The sequence below is a fragment of the Streptomyces sp. NPDC054796 genome (assembly GCF_053611545.1).
Map to the genome: position 1 here is coordinate 201,116 of NZ_JBSHAO010000009.1, position 18,289 is coordinate 219,404.

General features: G+C 70.3%; 16 protein-coding genes, 1 tRNA gene and 1 riboswitch. Of the genes, 13 read left to right on the top strand and 4 right to left on the bottom strand.

Annotated elements, in window-relative coordinates; all coding sequences use genetic code 11:
- Nucleotides 1–44: 44 nt before the first annotated feature.
- From ehuB to ACWGJ2_RS10740, 6 genes are all read left to right on the top strand, one after another.
- On the top strand, nucleotides 45–971 hold the full coding sequence (gene ehuB / locus ACWGJ2_RS10715; RefSeq protein ID WP_453345647.1) for an ectoine/hydroxyectoine ABC transporter substrate-binding protein EhuB: 927 nt from the start codon (nucleotides 45–47) through the stop codon (nucleotides 969–971).
- Nucleotides 968–1,723, top strand: coding sequence for an ectoine/hydroxyectoine ABC transporter permease subunit EhuC (gene ehuC / locus ACWGJ2_RS10720; protein ID WP_453345648.1), 756 nt, complete (start codon nucleotides 968–970; stop codon nucleotides 1,721–1,723). The genes ehuB and ehuC overlap by 4 nt, the downstream gene beginning before the upstream one ends.
- Entirely contained in the window at nucleotides 1,720–2,370 is a 651-nt protein-coding gene (gene ehuD, locus ACWGJ2_RS10725) for an ectoine/hydroxyectoine ABC transporter permease subunit EhuD (protein ID WP_453345649.1), read from the top strand. The genes ehuC and ehuD overlap by 4 nt, the downstream gene beginning before the upstream one ends.
- 40 nt (nucleotides 2,371–2,410) lie before the next feature.
- Nucleotides 2,411–3,181 carry an ectoine/hydroxyectoine ABC transporter ATP-binding protein EhuA gene (gene ehuA / locus ACWGJ2_RS10730; protein WP_453345681.1) on the top strand — a complete coding sequence of 257 codons (771 nt, stop codon included), beginning with the start codon at nucleotides 2,411–2,413 and terminating at the stop codon, nucleotides 3,179–3,181.
- A 258-nt stretch (nucleotides 3,182–3,439) separates the two neighbouring features.
- Nucleotides 3,440–4,198 carry an IclR family transcriptional regulator gene (locus ACWGJ2_RS10735; protein ID WP_453345650.1) on the top strand — a complete coding sequence of 253 codons (759 nt, stop codon included), beginning with the start codon at nucleotides 3,440–3,442 and terminating at the stop codon, nucleotides 4,196–4,198.
- A gap of 151 nt (nucleotides 4,199–4,349) precedes the next feature.
- A tRNA-Lys gene (locus tag ACWGJ2_RS10740) sits at nucleotides 4,350–4,423 on the top strand.
- A 76-nt stretch (nucleotides 4,424–4,499) separates the two neighbouring features.
- Here ACWGJ2_RS10740 and ACWGJ2_RS10745 read toward each other — a convergent pair.
- Both ACWGJ2_RS10745 and ACWGJ2_RS10750 read right to left on the bottom strand, forming a co-directional pair.
- The gene (locus ACWGJ2_RS10745; protein ID WP_453345651.1) at nucleotides 4,500–6,296 is read right to left on the bottom strand and encodes an AMP-binding protein; all 1,797 of its coding nucleotides are present in this window, start codon (nucleotides 6,294–6,296) and stop codon (nucleotides 4,500–4,502) included.
- A 26-nt stretch (nucleotides 6,297–6,322) separates the two neighbouring features.
- Nucleotides 6,323–7,339: an ABC transporter permease gene (locus tag ACWGJ2_RS10750; protein WP_453345652.1), complete on the bottom strand. Its 1,017-nt coding sequence runs from the start codon at nucleotides 7,337–7,339 to the stop codon at nucleotides 6,323–6,325.
- A gap of 233 nt (nucleotides 7,340–7,572) precedes the next feature.
- Between ACWGJ2_RS10750 and ACWGJ2_RS10755 the strand changes: the two genes are divergently transcribed.
- Nucleotides 7,573–8,166: a lytic polysaccharide monooxygenase auxiliary activity family 9 protein gene (locus ACWGJ2_RS10755; RefSeq protein WP_453345653.1), complete on the top strand. Its 594-nt coding sequence runs from the start codon at nucleotides 7,573–7,575 to the stop codon at nucleotides 8,164–8,166.
- A 118-nt stretch (nucleotides 8,167–8,284) separates the two neighbouring features.
- Here the strand turns inward: ACWGJ2_RS10755 and ACWGJ2_RS10760 are convergent, their stop codons facing one another.
- A complete protein-coding gene (locus tag ACWGJ2_RS10760; RefSeq protein WP_453345682.1) occupies nucleotides 8,285–8,875 on the bottom strand; it encodes a lytic polysaccharide monooxygenase auxiliary activity family 9 protein in 591 nt (196 codons plus the stop codon).
- A 161-nt stretch (nucleotides 8,876–9,036) separates the two neighbouring features.
- Between ACWGJ2_RS10760 and ACWGJ2_RS10765 the strand changes: the two genes are divergently transcribed.
- From ACWGJ2_RS10765 to ACWGJ2_RS10780, 4 genes are all read left to right on the top strand, one after another.
- On the top strand, nucleotides 9,037–10,212 hold the full coding sequence (locus ACWGJ2_RS10765) for a winged helix DNA-binding domain-containing protein (protein ID WP_453345654.1): 1,176 nt from the start codon (nucleotides 9,037–9,039) through the stop codon (nucleotides 10,210–10,212).
- A gap of 42 nt (nucleotides 10,213–10,254) precedes the next feature.
- Nucleotides 10,255–11,001, top strand: coding sequence for a FadR/GntR family transcriptional regulator (locus tag ACWGJ2_RS10770; protein ID WP_453345655.1), 747 nt, complete (start codon nucleotides 10,255–10,257; stop codon nucleotides 10,999–11,001).
- 261 nt (nucleotides 11,002–11,262) lie between these two features.
- Nucleotides 11,263–13,317, top strand: a complete 2,055-nt coding sequence (locus tag ACWGJ2_RS10775; protein WP_453345656.1) for a glycosyltransferase family 2 protein — start codon at nucleotides 11,263–11,265, stop codon at nucleotides 13,315–13,317.
- A complete protein-coding gene (locus ACWGJ2_RS10780; protein ID WP_453345657.1) occupies nucleotides 13,314–15,302 on the top strand; it encodes a galactose oxidase-like domain-containing protein in 1,989 nt (662 codons plus the stop codon). The genes ACWGJ2_RS10775 and ACWGJ2_RS10780 overlap by 4 nt, the downstream gene beginning before the upstream one ends.
- An 86-nt stretch (nucleotides 15,303–15,388) precedes the next feature.
- Here ACWGJ2_RS10780 and ACWGJ2_RS10785 read toward each other — a convergent pair whose 3' ends face one another.
- Nucleotides 15,389–16,486: a glycoside hydrolase family 6 protein gene (locus ACWGJ2_RS10785; protein WP_453345658.1), complete on the bottom strand. Its 1,098-nt coding sequence runs from the start codon at nucleotides 16,484–16,486 to the stop codon at nucleotides 15,389–15,391.
- Between the two features lie 423 nt (nucleotides 16,487–16,909).
- A riboswitch (cobalamin riboswitch) is annotated at nucleotides 16,910–17,050 on the top strand.
- Nucleotides 17,051–17,082: 32 nt separating this feature from the next.
- Here ACWGJ2_RS10785 and ACWGJ2_RS10790 point away from each other — a divergent pair.
- Nucleotides 17,083–17,310 (top strand): CbtB domain-containing protein, encoded by a 228-nt coding sequence (locus ACWGJ2_RS10790; RefSeq protein ID WP_453345659.1) that lies wholly within the window; start codon nucleotides 17,083–17,085, stop codon nucleotides 17,308–17,310.
- Nucleotides 17,311–17,326: 16 nt separating this feature from the next.
- A complete protein-coding gene (locus ACWGJ2_RS10795; protein WP_453345660.1) occupies nucleotides 17,327–18,238 on the top strand; it encodes a CbtA family protein in 912 nt (303 codons plus the stop codon).
- The last annotated feature ends 51 nt before the right edge of the window (nucleotides 18,239–18,289 follow it).

Sequence of the window (18,289 nt, forward strand, 5' to 3'; positions counted from 1 at the left end):
AAACGATCCGCATATCTTCGGCTTAACTGGGTAGCCGCGCGCCCATGGCTCCACCACGAGGGAACAACACCGGAAGTGCCGGAAGAGGTTTCACGCGCCGCTCTCTGCTCGCAGGAGCGGCGTCTTTGGGTGCGGTGGGAGCGCTCGGAGCGACGACGGCGTGCAGCCGTGTCTCCAGCGCCGACGCCGCGAACGGGGGCGATCTACTGGAACGATTGAGGGCCCAAGGGACCGTACGGCTGGGCATCGCCGGTGAACAGCCCTACAGCTACATCGACAAGGACGGGGAGCTGACCGGGTCCTCCCCGGCCATCGCCCGCGTCATCTTCGAGCGGCTGGGCATCGCCAGCGTGCAGCCGCTGCCCACCGAGTTCAACTCGCTCATCCCGGGACTGAACTCGCAGCAGTTCGACGTGGTCGCGGCGGGCATGTACATCACGCCCGAGCGCTGCGCGCAGGTGCTCTTCGCCGATCCCGAGTACGAGATGCCGGACGCGTTCATCGTGCGCAAGGGAAATCCGAAGAATCTGCGCACATACAAGGACATCAAGAAGACCGGAGCCAAAATGGCGACCGGCGTCGGTTATGCCGAAATCGACTACGCCAAGGACGCGGGCGTCGAACAGGACAGCATGATGCTGCTCCAGGACCAGCTCGCGGGACTGCTGGCCGTCGAACAGGGCAGGGCCGACGTCTTCGCGGGAACTGCGGTGACGGTCCGCAATGTGGTCAAGCAGACCAAGAGCAGGCGGGCCGAGTACACCGAGGCATTCACGCCCACTCTGGACGGCAAGCCCGATCTGGGCACCGGAGCCTTCGCGTTCAGGAAGGGCGAGGACAATCTCCGCGACGCCTTCAACGCGGAACTGCGGAAGATGAAGAAGAGCGGTGAACTCCTGCGCGTCATGAAGCCCTTCGGATTCCTGGAGGGCGAGATGACGGACATGACGGCTAAGGAGCGCTGCAAATGACCGAGCTGACAGCGGGTCTGTGGGAACTCCTGCTGAAGGGTGTCTGGGTCACGATCCAGCTCACCGTCTACAGCGCCGCACTCGGTGCCTCCGTCGCCTTCGTGGTGGGCGTGGCCAGGACGAACCGGCTCTGGATCGTCCGCTTCCTCTCCGGCCTCTACATGGAGGTCTTCCGGGGTTCGTCGGCGCTGGTGCTGATGTTCTGGCTGTTCTTCGTGCTGCCGGTCGCGCTCGGCTGGCAGTTGGTGCCCATGTGGGCGGCCGTGCTGGCGCTCGGGCTGTCCTACGGCGCGTACGGCTCGGAGATCGTCCGTGGCGCCATCGCCGCCGTCGCCCCCGCGCAGCGGGAAGCGGGCATCGCGCTCAGCTTCAGCCCGTGGCAGCGACTCACCAAGATCATCCTGCCGCAGGCGTGGCCGGAAATGATCCCGCCGGCCAACAACCTGCTGATCGAGCTGCTCAAGGGCACGGCGCTGGTCTCGATCATGGGCGTCGGCGACATCACCTTCGGGGCCTCGCTGGTGCGCAACGCGCTCGGCCAGAGCGCCCCGGTCTACACGATCATCCTGGTCATGTACTTCGTCCTCGCGTTCGTCCTCACCCGCGGCATGCGCGTGCTGGAACGCCACGCGAAGGCGGGCCTCGGGCAGGCGCCCCGGAAACAGGGATTCCTCACGCGCAAGCTGGACGCGCGCGCTGAGTCGGACCAGGCGGCGCGGCAGACCGCCGCCGGTGGAGGGGGTACCGCATGAGCTGGGACTGGTCGGCCGTCGGCGATTTCATGCCGTACTTCTGGGACGGCGTACTCCTCACACTCCAGGCGCTGGTGCTCGGTTCGCTGATCGCCTTCGCCCTCGGACTCGTCTGGGCCATGGCGCAGCGCTCGCGGTTCAAGGCCGTGCGCTGGCCGGTGAACGTGGTCACCGAGTTCGTCCGCAACACCCCGCTGCTGGTGCAGCTCTTCTTCCTCTACTTCGTGCTGCCCGAGTGGGGCATCACCTTCTCGGCGCTGGTCACGGGTGTCATCGGCCTCGGCCTGCACTACTCGACGTACACCGCCGAGGTCTACCGCGCCGGTATCGACGCCGTTCCCGTCGGACAGTGGGAGGCCGCCACCGCGCTGAGCCTGCCGCCCGGCCGTACGTGGGGCGCCGTGATCCTGCCGCAGGCGATCCGCCGCGTGGTGCCCGCGCTGGGCAACTACGTCGTCGCGATGCTGAAGGACTCCCCGATGATCGCCACCATCGGCGCGCTCGAACTGCTCGGCCAGGCACGGCAGTTCAGCGCGGACACCTTCCAGCCGACGGAGCCGATCACGGTCATCGGCATCGCCTTCATCCTCATCGCCTACCCGGCTTCCCTGCTTATGCGAGCCCTGGAGCGTCGTCTTGTCCGTTGACAACAGCAACAGCACCTCGAAAGAGACCCCGAACCCCACCGTGGACGGCAGCGAACTGATCAAGTTCGACAACGTCACCAAGCGGTTCGGCAGCAACGTCGTCCTGGACAACCTCTGTTTCGACGTCGCCTCCGGCAAGCACGTCACCCTCATCGGCCCCTCGGGATCGGGCAAGACGACGATCCTGCGGCTGCTGATGACGCTCGTGAAGCCGGACGAGGGAACGATCAAGGTCGCCGGTGACTACCTCACCCACGAGGAGAAGAACGGCAAGCTCGTCCCGTCGGGCGAGAAGCACTCCCGTGAGGTGCGCAAGAACATCGGCATGGTGTTCCAGCAGTTCAACCTCTTCCCCAACATGAAGGTCCTGCGGAACATCACCGAGGCACCCGTCCACGTTCTCGGGCTGGGCAAGGACGAGGCCGAGCAGCGGGCCCGCGAGCTGCTGGAGCTGGTCGGCCTGACCGAGCACATCGACAAGTACCCGTCCCAGCTCTCCGGCGGCCAGCAGCAGCGCGTGGCCATCGCCCGCGCGCTGGCCATGCGCCCGCAGGTGCTGCTGCTGGACGAGGTCACCTCGGCCCTGGACCCCGAGCTGGTGGCGGGCGTCCTGGACGTGCTGCGCGACATCGCGCACACGACGGACATCACCATGCTGTGCGTCACCCACGAGATGAACTTCGCGCGCGACATCTCGGACGACGTGCTGATGTTCGACGCGGGCCGCGTGATCGAGTCCGGCTCCCCGGAGAAGATCTTCAGCGATCCGGAGCACGAGCGCACCCGCGAGTTCCTGAGCGCGGTCCTCTGAGGGCTGTTCTCCGGACCCGGCCCGCCGGGCGCGTACGACGGGCGCGGCCCCTCTCTCCCGAGGGACCGCGCCCGTCGCGCGCTGCCGGGCCCCGGCTCGGCCCGGCGCCCGGCCCCGTTGTGGCTCCCGCCAACGGCATATGCCGATAGCAGCGACAACTCCTTCGCCGACGTCACTTCACCGCTATCGTGAGAGGCACTGCCGTGACAGGACGCGACGGTCACGGCGCAAACGGTCACACCCTCCAAGGAGGCCACCGTGGCGCTCAGGCCCGAGCCAACCGCGCCGTTCCACTCGGTGCAGTACGCGCTGCGCGTGCTGGAGGCGGTCGCCAGGCAGCGCGACGGCATCACCGAGGACGCGCTCTCCCACGAGACGGGCCTCCCACCCGGACACCTCGCGCATCTGCTGCTGATGCTGCGCCGCGAGAACTACGTCGAGCGCCTTGAGGACGGCAGCTTCGTCGTCGGCGAGTCCCTCGTCTTGCTGGGCACGGGAGGCGACAGGGAGCGGGCGCTGCGCGAGCGGCTCCAGCGCACCCTGGCCGATCTCCGCGACTCCATCGGCGCGGCCGTCTACTACAGCCGTTACCGCGACGGCGAGCTGGAGATCGCCGAGGTCATGGACGGCCCCGGCACCCCGGCCGTGAACCAGTGGGTGGACTTCCGCTCGGCCGTGCACGCCACCGCGATCGGCAAGTGCCTGCTGGGCCAGCTCGACCACGACGGCCGCAAGGACCACCTCTCCCGCCACAAGACAGCACGTCTCACCTCGCGGACGATCACGGACGAGGCGCTGCTGCTGAACACCCTGGAGCGCCAGCCGCCGACGGTCCCCGTACTCGATCTCCAGGAGTACGCGGTGGGCACGGTCTGCGCGGCGGTGCCGATCACGGCCGGGGCCTCCGTCGGCTGCCTCGCGCTGTCCCTGCCGGTGGAGCACGCGCACCGGCTGCGCAGGGCGGCCGAGACGCTGAGCCGGAGGGCGGCTCCGGTGCTGCTCTCGCTCTCCCTCTGAACCCTTCCGGCCGCTCCCCGGCCCCTCCCCGGCCGTCCCCCTGCCCCGCCCTGGGCTCGCGCGCGCCCGCGCGCGTCGCACCGATCTTGGTCGGAAGCACCCCCCGGAAGGGGGTAGTATTTCTTCTGTCAGCCGGAAACGGCAGGCACCCGCGCCGCTAGCTCAGTTGGTTAGAGCAGCTGACTCTTAATCAGCGGGTCCGGGGTTCGAGTCCCTGGCGGCGCACAGAAACTGAGGCCCCTCGCGAGAGCGAGGGGCCTCAGTCGTGTCTCCACAGGCTCGTCCGCCTACGGCCGCGTGCTCAGCGCTCCAGCAGTTCCTCCCGCCCGTGCGCGCGGTAGCGCCCGGCCAGCTCCGCGAGATCCGTGGCGGTGAGCGGGCGGTACGCGGTGCCCGGCGCCGTCTCCCCCTCGTACGGGCGCCACCAGACCGGCTCCGCACACCGGAACCCCTCCCCGCGCAGCGCCGCACGCTGGATCTTGTTCGTCGCCGTGACCGGCATCCGCGACACGACGCGGACGTAGCGCGGGGCCGCCTTCGTCGAGAGGTCGCCCTGCCCGGCCAGGAACCCGGTGAACGCTACGGGGTCGAAGACGGCACCCTCCGTGAGGGCGAGGGTGGCCATGACCTGGTCGCCCGAGACGGGGTCGGGCACGGCGTAGACGGCGGCCGAAGCGACGCAGGGGAAGCGGGCGAGGATGTTCTCGATGACGGCCGCCGCGAGGTTCTCCCCGTCGACGCGGATACGGTCGTCGGCGCGGCCGGCGAAGTGGAACCAGCCCTCCTCGTCGCGGTAGAAGAGATCGCCCGTCCAGTACCAGCCCCCGCGCGTACGGGCGGCGGCGGCCTCCTCGTTCTTCCAGTACCCCTCGAACAGGGAGCGGCGGCGCCCGCCGCCCCTGTTGACCAGCTCGCCGATCGCCTCGTCCCCGTTCAGCAGCTTCCCGTCCGGGCCTGTCCTGGCGCGGGGGCGCTCCTCGCCGGTGTCCGGGTCGACGACGGCCAGGTCCTCGCCCTCGGCGGCGCGGCCGACGGCGCCTGGCGGGGCTCCGGGCGCGTGCTGGATGGCGGCGCCGCCCTCGGAGGAGCCGTAGCCCTCGACCAGCCGCACGCCGAAGCGTGCCGTGAACCGCGCCGCGTCGACCGGACCCGCCTCGGTGCCGAAGCCGAGGCGCAGCGGGTTGTCGGCGTCGTCCGGGCGCTCGGGGGTGGCCAGCAGGTACTGCACGGCGCGGCCCACGTAGGTGAAGTAGGTCGCTCCGTGCGCCCGGACCTCGGGCAGGAAGCGGGAGGCGGAGAAGCGGCGGGAGAGCGCCACGGAGGCGCCGCCCGCGAGGGTCGGGGCCCAGCCCGCGATCACGGCGTTGCCGTGGAAGAGCGGCATGCACAGGTAGTGGACGTCCGACGGGCGCACCGCGAACTGCCGCACCAGCGCCTGGCCCGCGGCGGCGAGCCGCCCCTGGCTGACGATCACCGCCTTGGGCGCGCCCGTCGAGCCCGAGGTGAAGGTGAGCAGCATCCGGCGCGCCGGTTCCGGTTTCCGCAGCGTCGCCTCGCCGGGCCGCGCACCCTCGTAGGGGCGCAGCAGCTCGGCCCAGGCGGGCTCGTCGGTGACGAGGGTGCGCGGGGCGCGCGGGGAACCGGGCGCCCCGGCTCCGGCTCCGGTTCCGGTTCCGGTTCCGAGTCCGAGCCCGGCCAGGAGCGGGAGGTGGGTCCGCTCGGTGACGAGGAGGGCGCAGTCGGTGTGGGTGATGTCGCGGGCCAGTTCCGCGCCGCGCCGGGTGGGGTTGATCCCCACCGCGGTGGCCCCGGCGAGCGCGCAGGCGGCGAGCCACATCGGGTACTCGGGGACGTTGTCGAGCAGCAGTCCCACGTGCGGCTCGGCCCCGCGCGGGAGCAGATCCGTGAGCAGCGCCGCACGGGCCGCCGCGGCGGCGGTGAAGGCGTGGTGGCTGTACGTCCCGCCCTCGAAGCGCAGGCCGCCGGGGCTGTGGTCGCCCCAGCCCGCGCGTATCAGCTCGTCGACGGTGACGGCCCGCGCGCGGTCGGCCCGTACGTGGTCGGTGTGAGCGGGCTCGTCGGTGTGCGGTGCGCTCATGGGCGCGCACCATAGTTGACGATGCGTCAGATGGGGAGCCCTTCGCGACGGTCCTCGCGGCGTTCGCGGGTGGCGCCGAGCAGGGCCAGCACGACTCCGGCCGCCGCCCACGCGGCCAGCACCCACAGCGGCCCCGTCAGCGCGTTGCCGTGGAAGTAGGCGATGTTGCGGACGGCGTGGGTGCCCGCGCCCGGGGTGAGCCAGTCGCCGATGGCACGCCAGAAGGGCGGGATCATGCTGCCCTGGTAGGCGCCGCCCGCGCTGGGGTTGCCGAGCACCACGAAGATCAGGATGGCCAGCCCGATCCCGATGACGCCGAAGAGGACCTGGAGCGCGATGGTCACGGCGCCCGTGCCGAAGACGATCAGCGTGCCCAGCCAGGTCAGCGCCCAGAAGTGACCCGGCAGCGCCCCCAGCACGGGGTCCACGATGACGGCGCCGCCGATGCCGGACAGGACCGCGTAGACCGCCATGACACCGAGCCTGATGACGGCCCTGCGGACGTTGGCCGGGCGGGCGCCCGCCGTGACACCCAGCATGGAGGCGGCCAGATAGCCGCCGACGAGCCAGCCGATGACGAGGTAGAACGCCGTCAGGCTGCCCTGGTCCTGCTCGTGCGCCGGGACCATGTCGTACACCGCGACCTGCCGGTTCTCCTTGGCCGACGCCTCCTTGACGACCTTGGTCACCGCCTCGGTGACCGAGCTGCCCGTCGCCGAGGCCACGAGGAGGGTGTCCTTGGAGCTGCGCGGGTCGGCCACGAAGGCGGCCTCCGCCTTCCGCTGCTCGACGCGCTCGCGGGCCGCCTTCTCGTCCTTGACGACGGTGGTGTCCAGCGGCTCGCCGGGAAGCGCGTCGAACCTGTCCGCCACCTGCTGCGGGGCCGCGACGGCGAGGGGGACGCGCTGGGGCTCCGGGTGATGGAACGAGCCGATGTACGAGAGCAGGAAGCCCAGTTGGACCAGGAAGACGGCCGTCATGAGGAGGAAGGCGCGGGGGGTGATCGCGTCCCGCAGCTCGGCGACGAGGGGAGAGTTGCGCATGGGAAAGTCCTTCTTCGGCGATTTACCCCATGCATACCGCAATGTCCGCGCGCCACGCGGGAAGGGGCGGGCGGGTGAACGGAACTCCTCCGGGCGTCGGGCTGAACGTCGGTCTGAACATTGACCCGAACATTGGTCTGGACATGACGAAGAACCAGAGGTTAGATTCGCGGCTGGTCTAGACCGCAGTACCTCAGTGCACTCCGATCCCCCCACGATCACCAGGAGCGAGCATGCGCAAGAGGATCACCGCGGCCGTCGTCGGGCTCGGGCTCGGCGGAGCGGCCATGCTGTTCACCGGCGGCTCGGCCCAGGGCCACGGCTTCAGCACCGACCCCACCAGCCGACAGTCCCACTGCGCCGACGGCACCGTCAGCGACTGCGGGCCCATCCAGCACGAGCCGCAGAGCGTCGAGGGCCCCAAGGGGTTCCCTGAGGCGGGCCCGGAGGACGGCGCCATCTGCTCGGGCGGCAACGAGGGCTTCAAGCAGCTCGACGACCCGCGCGGCGGCGAGTGGCCCACCACCAAGCTGACGGCGGGCGCGAACCACACCTTCACATGGTCGCTGACGGCCATGCACTCGACGACGGACTTCCGCTACTACGTCACCAAGGACGGCTGGGACCCGAGCAAGCCGCTCACCCGCGCCGACCTGGAGCCCGAGCCCTTCCTGACGGTGCCGATGAACGGCGAGCAGCCGCCGTCGCAGTGGAGCGCCGAGGGCAAGCTCCCCGAGGGGAAGACGGGCAAGCACCTGATCCTGAGCGTGTGGAACATCGCCGACACGGCGAACGCGTTCTACGCCTGCTCCGACGTCGAGTTCTGACCCGGAGCGGAGGGAACCCGGGCGACGAGGAAGCCGGGCGACGCGATGCGGGCCGGGCCGCGGGGATCCCGCGGCCCGGCCCCTTCCCGCCGAGCGCGCCCGAGAGGCCGCGCAGCGGTCAGAAGCGGACGTCCGAGCAGGCGTAGAACGCGTTGCCCGTGTCCGCGATCGTCCACACCGCGAGGATGAGGTGTCTGCCGGACTTGTTCGGCAGCGTGCCCGAGTGGCTCTCGGTGTTCCCGGGCCGCCGGCCGTTCATGGGGACGGTGAGGAACGGCGCGGTCTCCAGGTCGGCGCGGGTCAGCTTGCGGCTGCCGTCCCAGCCGTCCTTGGTGATGTAGTAGCGGTAGTCCGTCGTCGCGTGCGCCGCCGTGTTCCGCCAGGTGAAGGTGTAGTTCTGGCCCGCCGTCAGCTTGGTGGTGGGCCACTGCCCGCCGCGCGGGTCGTCCAGTTCGGCGAACCGCGCGTTGCCGCCCGCGCAGATGGTGCCGTCGCGCGGCCCAGAGGCGGGGAAGCCCTTGGGGCCCTCGACGCTCTGGGGCTCCCACTGGATCTGACCGCAGCCGGTCACGGTGCCGTTGGCGCAGTACATCTGCCTGCTGGGCGGGGTGGTCGAGTAGCCGTGCGCCTGCGCGGGGCCGCCGGTGACCAGCACCGACGTTCCCGCGATGCCGAGGACGGCCAGGCCCGTGGTGATCCTGCTTCGCATCCTTCGTCGCATGCCGCGCTCCTAAGAACGTGAGGGGTTGCGAGAGCTGGTCCAGACCAACTCTGAAGCTAGCGCCGTCAATTAGGCATGTCCAGACCAATAGTGGGGGAAGTCGCACCTTCGCATGGTGAAAGGGGACCGGCGTCCGCGAAACTCGCCGTATGCTCCCCGCGACCCTCACCCCGCGCGCCCTCGGCCGCGCCCTCCTCACACGTCAACTGCTCACCGAACGGGCGCGGATGACCGCGCTGGACGCCGTCGAGCACCTCGTCGGCCTCCAGGCGCAGGCGCCCAGGCCGCCCTACTTCGGGCTCTGGTCCCGCCTCGCCGGCTTCCGGGCCGAGGAGCTGTCGGCCCTGCTGCTGGACCGCAGCGCCGTCCGCGTCAGCGTCATGCGCGGCACCGTCCACCTCATCAGCGCCCGCGACTGCGTCCAGCTCGCGCCGCTGACCCGGCCGCTGTACGAGCGGGCCGTGCGCAGCCGCTACCGCGCCGAGCTGGCCGGGACCGACCCCCAGGAGATCGCCGACGCCGGGCTCGCCCTCGTACGGGAGAGCCCGCGCCCGGCAGCCGAGCTGGGCACGCTGCTCCAGGAGCGCTGGCCGGGGCGCGACCCGCGCATGCTCTCCCAGGTGGTGCGCCACCTCGCCCCCGTCGTGCAGATCCCCCCGAGGGGCGTGTGGGGGCGCGCGGGTGCTCCGGTGTACGCGGCGGCCGAGACCTGGCTCGGCAGACCCATGGCCAAGGAACCGTGCGTCGAGACCGTCCTGCTGCGTTATCTGCGCGCGTTCGGACCCGCCTCGGTCATGGACGCGCAGCAGTGGTCGGGACTGACCAGGCTGGGCGAGGTCATGGAGCGGCTGCGGCCACAGCTCAGGGTCTTCACGGACGGGGCGGGACGCGAACTGTTCGACGTGCCGGAGGCGCCGCGCCCTGACCCGGAGCTGCCCGTGCCGCCGCGCTTCGTCGCCGAGTACGACAACCTCGTCCTCGCGCACGCCGACCGCACCCGGCTGATCGACGAGCGCGACCGCGCGCACCTCGCGAGCCGCAACGGCCAGGTCCCCGGCACCGTGCTGCTGGACGGCGCGGTGTGCGGGACGTGGAAGGCCGGGGAGAGCCGGGGCGCCGCGACACTGACCGTGACGCCCTTCCGCTGGCTCTCCGACGAGGAGGAGCGGGAACTGGCCGAGGAGGGCGAACGGCTGCTCGCCTTCGCCACGGGCTCGTCGGGCTCCTCGGGCGCGACGGGCGCGACGGGCGCCTCGGGCGCCTCGGGCGCCTCGGGCGCGGGAGTGACACGCACCGTCAGCTTCACCGCACCGCCCCGGACGTAGGATGTCCACGGTCACTGGGAGGGCGATGTGAACAACCGGGGAATGGCACGTGAGATCCAGGAGCGGATCAAGAAGCTGATCGTCGACCGGAGACTGCCCTCCGGGTCCCCGATGCCCACCGAGAACGAGCTGATGGAGCAGCTCGGCGTCAGCCGCAACTCCGTGCGCGAGGCGCTCAAGGCACTCCAGGCGATGGGGATCGTCGAGATCCGGCACGGCTTCGGTACCTACGTCGGCGCGATGGACATGGCCCCGATGATCGAGGGCCTCACCTTCCGCACCGTCGCCGCGCACTACCGGGGCGAGGACAGCCTGTCGGAGCTGCTGGAGCTGCGCGAGGCGATAGAGACCGGGCTCATCGCCCGGCTGGTGAGCGGACCCGCGCCCGAGACGGATCTGGACGAACTCCAGGAACTGGTCGCACGGATGGGCGAGGAGGCGGACGCGGGGGGCGTGCGCGCCGGTACGGACCGCGCCTTCCACATCGCCCTCTACCGCGGCCTGGGCAACACCCTGCTGAGCGAGGTCCTGGACGCCTTCTGGGACGCCTTCCACCGTGTGCGGACCGACCTCGCCGATCTCCATCAGGACCCCAAGACCACCCGTGACCAGCACGCGGAGATCCTCGCCGCCGTGCAGTCGGGGGACGTGCTGCGGGCCGAGGCCGCCGTGCGCGAGCACTTCGACAACATCCGCGCACGGCTTCGCTCCACGGTTCCCACACAGTCCACTCGAATTGATGACGCGTCCGTCACATCTGCTACGGCAATCCCGCCCCTTCGCGGGTAAACAGCGTCTTTCCGGCCTTGCGCTCCCGTAGCGACTCGGGGAACCTGCTGGAGATTCGCCGATTCGCCAAGATCCGGTGCGGGGACCGGAGTCGGGGACGACGCCCGTACGCAATCGGCGACGGTCATCATGCAACCGCGCAGCGGCCCGGCCTTGTCTGACTCAGTGGCGGCCGTCGCGCGCCGCGCCCGGGCCGGGGGACCAGAAGGACGCGGGCACGTACGAGCACACGCAGCACACTGCGTGCGGGGGGATGGACTCATGACGTCGACACCGCCACACAGTGCCCGGCAACAGCAGCCCGGCTACGACCCGTCGCAGACCGCCCAGTTGCGCATACCGCGCCAGCACAGACCGCGCGGTACGAACGGCCGCGGTCTGCGCTGGTCGCCCAAGGCCCTGCCCCGTTACGACTACGAGCACTACAGCCGTCTCGCGGGCCCCCTCACCCAGCCCGACCCGGACAAGCCCTACCGCGTCCGCTACCGCAGCCTGCTCGCCGACGAGCCGCACCGCGTCAGGGCCGCCGTGCTGCTGTGCCTGGCGCCGCTCGTCTCCGCCGGGCTGCTGGTCTGGCTGATGCAGCCCCAGCACTGGACGCAGCGCGACGCGGGCGAGGTCTCGGACCTGGTGCTGAAGCTCGACATCGTCATGCTGGTCTCCATCGGCCTCATCGAGCTGTTCCGCACCCTCAACGTGCTCTCCAACGCACACGCCACGCTGGTCGCGAGGGACCCCATACCCGTGGTCCCCGAATCCGGTACCAAGGTCGCCTTCCTCACCTCGTTCGTGCCCGGCAAGGAGCCGATCGAGATGGTGACGAAGACCCTCGAAGCCGCCGTGAAGATCCGGCACCGGGGGCTGCTGCACGTCTGGCTGCTCGACGAGGGCGACGACCCCGAGGTGAAGGAGGTCTGCGCCAGGCTGGGCGTCCACCACTTCTCCCGCAAGGGCGTGCCCGAGTGGAACCGCGAGAAGGGCCCGCACCGCGCGAAGACCAAGCACGGCAACTACAACGCCTGGCTGGCCGCGCACGGCGCGCGGTACGACTACTTCGCTTCCGTCGACACCGACCACGTGCCGCTGCCCAACTACCTGGAGCGGATGCTCGGTTACTTCCGCGATCCGGACGTCGGCTTCGTCATCGGGCCGCAGGTCTACGGCAACTACGACAACTTCGTCACCAAGGCCGCCGAGAGCCAGCAGTTCCTCTTCCACGCCCTGATCCAGCGCGCGGGCAACCGCTACGAAGCGCCCATGTTCGTCGGCACCAGCAACGCCGTGCGCATCAGCGCCATCAAGGGCATCGGCGGGCTCTACGACTCCATCACGGAGGACATGGCGACGGGCTTCGAGATGCACCGTGCCAAGAACCCCGCGACGGGCAACAAGTGGCGCTCGGTCTACACCCCGGACGTGCTCGCCGTCGGCGAGGGCCCCAACGCCTGGACGGACTTCTTCACCCAGCAGCTGCGCTGGTCGCGCGGGACCTACGAGACGATCCTCAAGCAGTACGGCAGGGGCGTCTTCACCCTCGGCCCGGGGAAGCTCTTCAACTACACGATGCTGATGCTGTTCTACCCGATCTCGGCGCTGAACTGGATCCTCGCGGCCCTGAGCTGCGCCCTCTTCCTGGGCCTGGGCGCCTCGGGTGTGCAGATCGACCCCGCCGTGTGGATGGCGCTGTACGGCAACGCCACGGCGCTCCAGATCGGCCTCTACGTCTGGAACCGGCGCCACAATGTCTCCCCGCACGAGCCGGAGGGCTCCGGGGGCCTCGCCGGGATGCTGATGTCCGCGCTCTCGGCGCCCATCTACGCACGCTCCCTCTTCGACACCGTGCTGCGCCGCAAGAGCAAGTTCGTGGTGACCCCGAAGGGCGACTCGGCCAGCCCCGACACCCTCTTCGGCACCTTCCGGGTGCACCTCTTCTTCATCCTCGTCTTCGGCGGCTCGCTGGGCGGCTCCTTCTACCTGGGCCACGACCACCCCGCGATGCTGACGTGGGCCGCGCTGGCCATGCTCATCACGGCGGCGCCGATCATCGGCTGGCGGTTCACCGTCCGCGCCGAGAAGAAGAAGCGCAGACAGGAACGCCGGGAACGTCAGGGGCAAGGCCAGCAGGGCAGTAGTCAGGGGCAGGGGCAGGCGCCACAGGCGCAGGAGCAGGCGCACCGGCAGCCACAACCGCAGGCGCTGCCGCCGCAGCAGCAGCCGCAGCCGCACCGGCAGCCGTTGCCGCAAGAGCAGCCGCCGAGCTGGGCCGCCACTCCTGACGAGACCATGCACACCGCCCTTGGGGGACGCAAGCAATGAAGTACCGACCGACCCGCCGCACCCGTCGCATAGCGATCGGTGCGGCGGTGGTCCTCGTGATCGCCGGTTTCAACGGGCCCGCGCTCTACGGCTTCGCCTCGGAGCAGTACCACGAGTACAAGATCAACCAGCCGGAGTACAAGGCCGAGAACGGGCACTGGCAGACCGTCGACGTCCCCGAGAAGTACAAGATCAACACGATCCACGCGGCGCTGCTCCACACCGGCAAGGTCCTGCTGGTGGCGGGCTCGGGCAACGACGCGAAGCAGTTCAAGGCGAAGACCTTCCGGACGGTCCTGTGGGACCCGGAGAAGAACACCTTCAAGAACATCCCCACCCCCAACGACCTCTTCTGCGCCGGGCACACCCAGCTTCCCGACGGCAAGCTGCTGGTCGCCGGCGGCACTCAGCGCTACGAGAAGCTCGGCGGCGACGTGAAGAAGGCCGGCGGCCTGATGATCGTCCACAACGAGAGCCCGGACCGCGCCAAGACCCTCAAGGCGGGCACCCGCTTCACGGGCAGGGACAACGGCAAGACGTTCGTCGCCAAGGACAACGTCCTCGTCCCCCGCGCCAAGAAGACGGCCGACCCGGTCACGGGCCAGGTCAAGGTCACCCCCAGCTTCGCGCGGGTCTACGTGGAGGCCGAGAAGGAGGGCAAGAAGTACCAGACGGGCACCGAGGACAACTACCGGGTCCAGGGTCTGCGGGGCGCCGATAGGAAGAACATCTACGGCATCGCCCAGAAGCTCTCCTTCGACAAGAAGGACTTCCAGGGGATCAAGGACGCCTACGAGTTCGACCCCGTCGCCGAGCGCTACATCACCGTCGACCCGATGAACGAGGCGCGCTGGTACCCGACGCTGACCACCCTGGAGGACGGCAAGGTCCTCTCGGTCTCCGGGCTCGACGAGATCGGGCAGGTCGTCCCCGGCAAGAACGAGATCTACGACCCGGACACGAAGAAGTGGTCGTACCTGCCCAGGACGCGCTTCTTCCCGACGTACCCCTCCCTGCACCTCACCGACGACAACGAGCTGTTCTACTCCGGGGCCAACGCCGGTTACGGGCCCGCCGACAAGGGCCGCACCCCCGGCATCTGGAACCTGGAGACCAACGGCTTCCGCAAGATCCCCGGCATGAGCGACCCGGACGCGCTGGAGACGGCCATGACGGTGCCGCTCCCGCCCACCCAGGACCGCAGGTACATGGTGCTCGGGGGCGGCGGCGTCGGCGAGTCCAAGAAGTCCACCGAGAAGACCCGCATCGTGGACCTCAAGGAGGACGCGCCGCGCTTCCGTGACGGGCCCGACCTCTACGCCAAGGCCCGCTACCCCAGCAGCGTCATCCTCCCGGACGACACGGTGCTGACCACGAACGGCTCCGGCGACTACCGGGGGCGCAGCGACAGCAACATCCTCAAGGCCGAGATCTACGACCCGAGGACCAACACCAAGAAGGGCGTGGCCGACCCGCTGGTGGGCCGCAACTACCACTCGGGCGCGCTGCTGCTGCCCGACGGGCGCGTGATGACGTTCGGCTCCGACTCGCTCTACGGCGACGCGGCCAATACCAAACCCGGCACCTTCGAGCAGCAGATCGACATCTACACCCCGCCGTACCTGCACAAGAGCGGCGAGCGCCCGGAACTGAAGGACGACGGGAAGGCCCGCAAGACGGTCCGGCTCGGGGGCAGTGTGTCGTTCAAGAGCAAGGACGCGAAGGACATCAAGAAGATGCGCCTGATGCGGCCCAGTTCCTTCACGCACGTCACGAACGTCGAGCAGTCCTCGGTGGCGCTGGACTTCGAGCGTACGGAGGACGGCGTCTCCGTCACTCTGCCCGAGGACCCCTCGCTGGTCCCGCCCGGCTGGTGGATGGTCACGGCGGTCGACGAGCTGGGACTGCCGTCGGAGTCCCTGTGGGTCAAGGTCCCCACGTCGCCGACGGCCCAGTCCCCGACGACGGTCGCCGAGTCACCGTGACGTGGTGACGTCTCCGGCGCACACATGAGGGAGGGCCCCGCGACGCGATGTCGCGGGGCCCTTTCGTCGTGCGGGTGCCGGAAACGTCAGCCCTTCGTGTTGCGGGCCAGGTCCAGCGCGTACTCGGGCCACCACTCGCCCGCCTTCGGGCCGCCCTTGCACTCCCCGTCGGACTCGCCGGGGCGCTTGATCCACAGATAGGCGTCGACCAGCGGCTCGCCCGTCTTCGTGGTGGGCGCCTTGCCGAGCGCTCGGCCCTCGGGGTTGCACCACGCCTCCTCGTCGGCCGCCGCGCCCTCGACGGGGCCGTTGCCGTTGCGGCTGGTGTCGACGACGAACGGCTTGTTACCGATCATCGGGGAGACCTTCTTGCCGTACGCCACGTTCGAGGCGGTGGTCTGGTAGTTGGAGACGTTCAGCGCGAAGCCGTCCGCCTTGTCGATGCCCGCGCGCCGCAGCGGCTCCACGAGACCGCCCGGATCGCGCACCCAGTCGGGGTTGCCCGCGTCCAGGTACACCTTGGTCTTCGACAGTCCCTTGAGCTTGGTCACGGCCTCGTTCAGCAGCGCGTACCGCTCGTCGTGGAACTCCTGGGGCGTGCAGCCCTCGGCCAGGAGGTGCGGGATCGCGTCCGGTTCGACGATCACCGTGGCCGCGCGGTCCCCGATGCCCTTGACGACCTTGTCGAGCCAGTCGCGGTAGGCGCCGGCGTCCGCCGCGCCGCCCTTCGAATACTGGCCGCAGTCGCGGTGCGGGATGTTGTAGAGCACGAGCAGCGCGTCGCGGTCGGCCTTGGCCGCGGCGCTGGTCAGCTTCTCCGTCTGGCCCTGGGGGTCCTCGGTGCCGACCCACTCGGCCACGGGCTGCTTCGCGATCTTGTCGATCAGCGCCGCCTCGTCGGCCTTGTCCGCTTCGCGGTACTCGGCGGCCTGACGCGCGGCGTTGCCCTGCGGGTTGACCCAGTACGGGGCGACGGACCTGGGCCGCTGCCCGGCCGCGTCGCCCGACTTCTCGCCGCCCCCGCCGGAACCACCGTCCGACGACGAGAAGCACCCGGCCAGCAGCAGCACCGCCCCCACGGCCGTGCCGCCCGCGACGCACCTCGTACGCGTACGGGTACGCGCACGAGCACGGGCGCCCGTATGGGCACTCCCGCTCCTCCCGCCGGCGTAGTTGCCGTACATCCACTCCCCCTCGGCCGCACTGACCGGGAGACACTCCCCCGGCCCCCTGGAACACACCGGACCTGGCCATCGTGTCACAGGGCCACGCGCCGGCCGCGAAACTGTCGTGCAGCTGTTACGGGTGGCCGCCGCGGGCTCCCGTGCCCCGGACCGCGGCCTGACCCTTCGTCAACTCGGCCTGAAACGAGGAGTGTCGGCCGGATCGTTTCGTGACGGGTCCACGGGGACGTCATACGGTGGCCCCAGGACCCCGGACCCTGGTCTCGACGCCCCTCTCCGGCCCCTTTCCTCTCGCAGGCCCGGAGACAGGGGCAAGGGTGCCCGGCCGGAGTCCTCCTGAGGGGGGAGTGGATCCCCGCCGGGCACCCCGCACAGGCCGTATTGACAGTGGACATGCCAGGCTGGGACTCTCCGAGCGGTACATATTCATACTGAGGCGACGGTGCGCAGGAACCCGGTGCGATTCCGGGACGGTCCCGCCACTGTGTCCGTGAGGCCGGGGCGCGCGCACGCCGCCCGGGGCCGCACGGGAGTCAGGAACTGACCTGTCGCTTCTCCGCCAACGGGGCGTGGAAACCCCAGGAGGAGGCACGCGGATGTCCCTGCACACCGCTCAACCGACCGCGACGGGCGCGGCCCTTCCCGAGGCCGATGTCACGATCCGCTCGCGCGACTGGCTCATCGCCGCCGCTGCGGCCATCGTCGCGCTGATCGCGCTCTACGCCGTCTTCGTCGACAACGGCAACATCATCTCGGCCACCGGCAGCTATCTGCACGAGTTCTCGCACGACGGCAGGCACCTCTTCGGCGCCCCCTGCCACTGACGGGACGCGTACGCACATGACACCCGCATCCTCGTCACCGGCTTCCCCTTCGCCGTCCGTTTCCTCCCCTTCTTCCTCTTCTCACCCTTCGACCGTTTCACCGGCGTCGGCCCCGTACCCGCTGCTGCCCCTGCTGCGCAGAGGGCTCGCGGCCGGTGGCGTGGCCGGGCTGCTCTCGGGGCTGTTCTCGTTGCTCCTCGCCGAGCCCCTGATGGACAGGGCGATCGGCCTGGAGGAGAAGCGCGCGGCTGCCGAGCACGCCCACGCGCACGGGGGCGGCGGGCAGGCGCACTCGCACGCGGCGGAGGCCGAGGAGCTGTTCTCCCGTGGCACCCAGCACTTCGGCCTGGTGGTCACCGCCGTGGTCGTCGGGCTCGCCATCGGCGTCTTCTTCGCCCTGGCGTACGTGCTCGTCCACCGCACCCGCACGCTCCACGACCGCCCCTGGGAGCGGGCGCTGACCCTCGCGGGCGCCGGGTTCCTCGCCCTGTCGCTGCTGCCCGCGCTGCGCTATCCCGCCAACCCGCCCGGCGTCGGCGACAGCGGCACCGTCTCCGAACGGCAGGCCCTGTGGGTGGCCGCGCTCGCCATCGGCGTGCTCGGCATGCTGCTGGCCTGGCAACTGCACGTACGGCTCGGCCGCGCGGGGCACGGCGCTCCGGTGCGCCAGCTCGCCGCGACGGCCGCCGCGACCGGCACCCTCGCGGTGCTCTTCCTCCTCCCGGGCAACCCCGATCCCGTGCCGGTGCCCGCGCCCCTGCTGTGGGACTTCCGGGTGCTCTCGCTGGCCTCGCACGTCCTGCTGTGGGCGGCGCTCGGCGTCACCTTCGGCGCGCTGGGGCTGCGCGCGGCGCGTGCGGGACAGGGACAGGGCGCGCGGACCCCGCGGACAACGGCGGAGCCCGCCGGGGCGTCCGGGGACGCGTAACGGCACGTCGCACGCGGTGCCGTGGGGCGGTGAGCGGGCCATGTACCCCTG

Excerpts from the sequence above, each read along its gene's own strand:
- ehuB (WP_453345647.1), top strand. The coding sequence starts at position 45 with ATGGCTCCACCACGAGGGAACAACACCGGAAGTGCCGGAAGAGGTTTC.
- ehuC (WP_453345648.1), top strand. The coding sequence starts at position 968 with ATGACCGAGCTGACAGCGGGTCTGTGGGAACTCCTGCTGAAGGGTGTC.
- ehuD (WP_453345649.1), top strand. The coding sequence starts at position 1,720 with ATGAGCTGGGACTGGTCGGCCGTCGGCGATTTCATGCCGTACTTCTGG.
- ACWGJ2_RS10745 (WP_453345651.1), bottom strand. The coding sequence starts at position 6,296 with ATGAGCGCACCGCACACCGACGAGCCCGCTCACACCGACCACGTACGG.
- ACWGJ2_RS10750 (WP_453345652.1), bottom strand. The coding sequence starts at position 7,339 with ATGCGCAACTCTCCCCTCGTCGCCGAGCTGCGGGACGCGATCACCCCC.
- ACWGJ2_RS10755 (WP_453345653.1), top strand. The coding sequence starts at position 7,573 with ATGCGCAAGAGGATCACCGCGGCCGTCGTCGGGCTCGGGCTCGGCGGA.
- ACWGJ2_RS10760 (WP_453345682.1), bottom strand. The coding sequence starts at position 8,875 with ATGCGAAGCAGGATCACCACGGGCCTGGCCGTCCTCGGCATCGCGGGA.
- ACWGJ2_RS10765 (WP_453345654.1), top strand. The coding sequence starts at position 9,037 with ATGCTCCCCGCGACCCTCACCCCGCGCGCCCTCGGCCGCGCCCTCCTC.
- ACWGJ2_RS10770 (WP_453345655.1), top strand. The coding sequence starts at position 10,255 with ATGGCACGTGAGATCCAGGAGCGGATCAAGAAGCTGATCGTCGACCGG.
- ACWGJ2_RS10775 (WP_453345656.1), top strand. The coding sequence starts at position 11,263 with ATGACGTCGACACCGCCACACAGTGCCCGGCAACAGCAGCCCGGCTAC.
- ACWGJ2_RS10780 (WP_453345657.1), top strand. The coding sequence starts at position 13,314 with ATGAAGTACCGACCGACCCGCCGCACCCGTCGCATAGCGATCGGTGCG.
- ACWGJ2_RS10785 (WP_453345658.1), bottom strand. The coding sequence starts at position 16,486 with ATGTACGGCAACTACGCCGGCGGGAGGAGCGGGAGTGCCCATACGGGC.
- ACWGJ2_RS10790 (WP_453345659.1), top strand. The coding sequence starts at position 17,083 with ATGTCCCTGCACACCGCTCAACCGACCGCGACGGGCGCGGCCCTTCCC.
- ACWGJ2_RS10795 (WP_453345660.1), top strand. The coding sequence starts at position 17,327 with ATGACACCCGCATCCTCGTCACCGGCTTCCCCTTCGCCGTCCGTTTCC.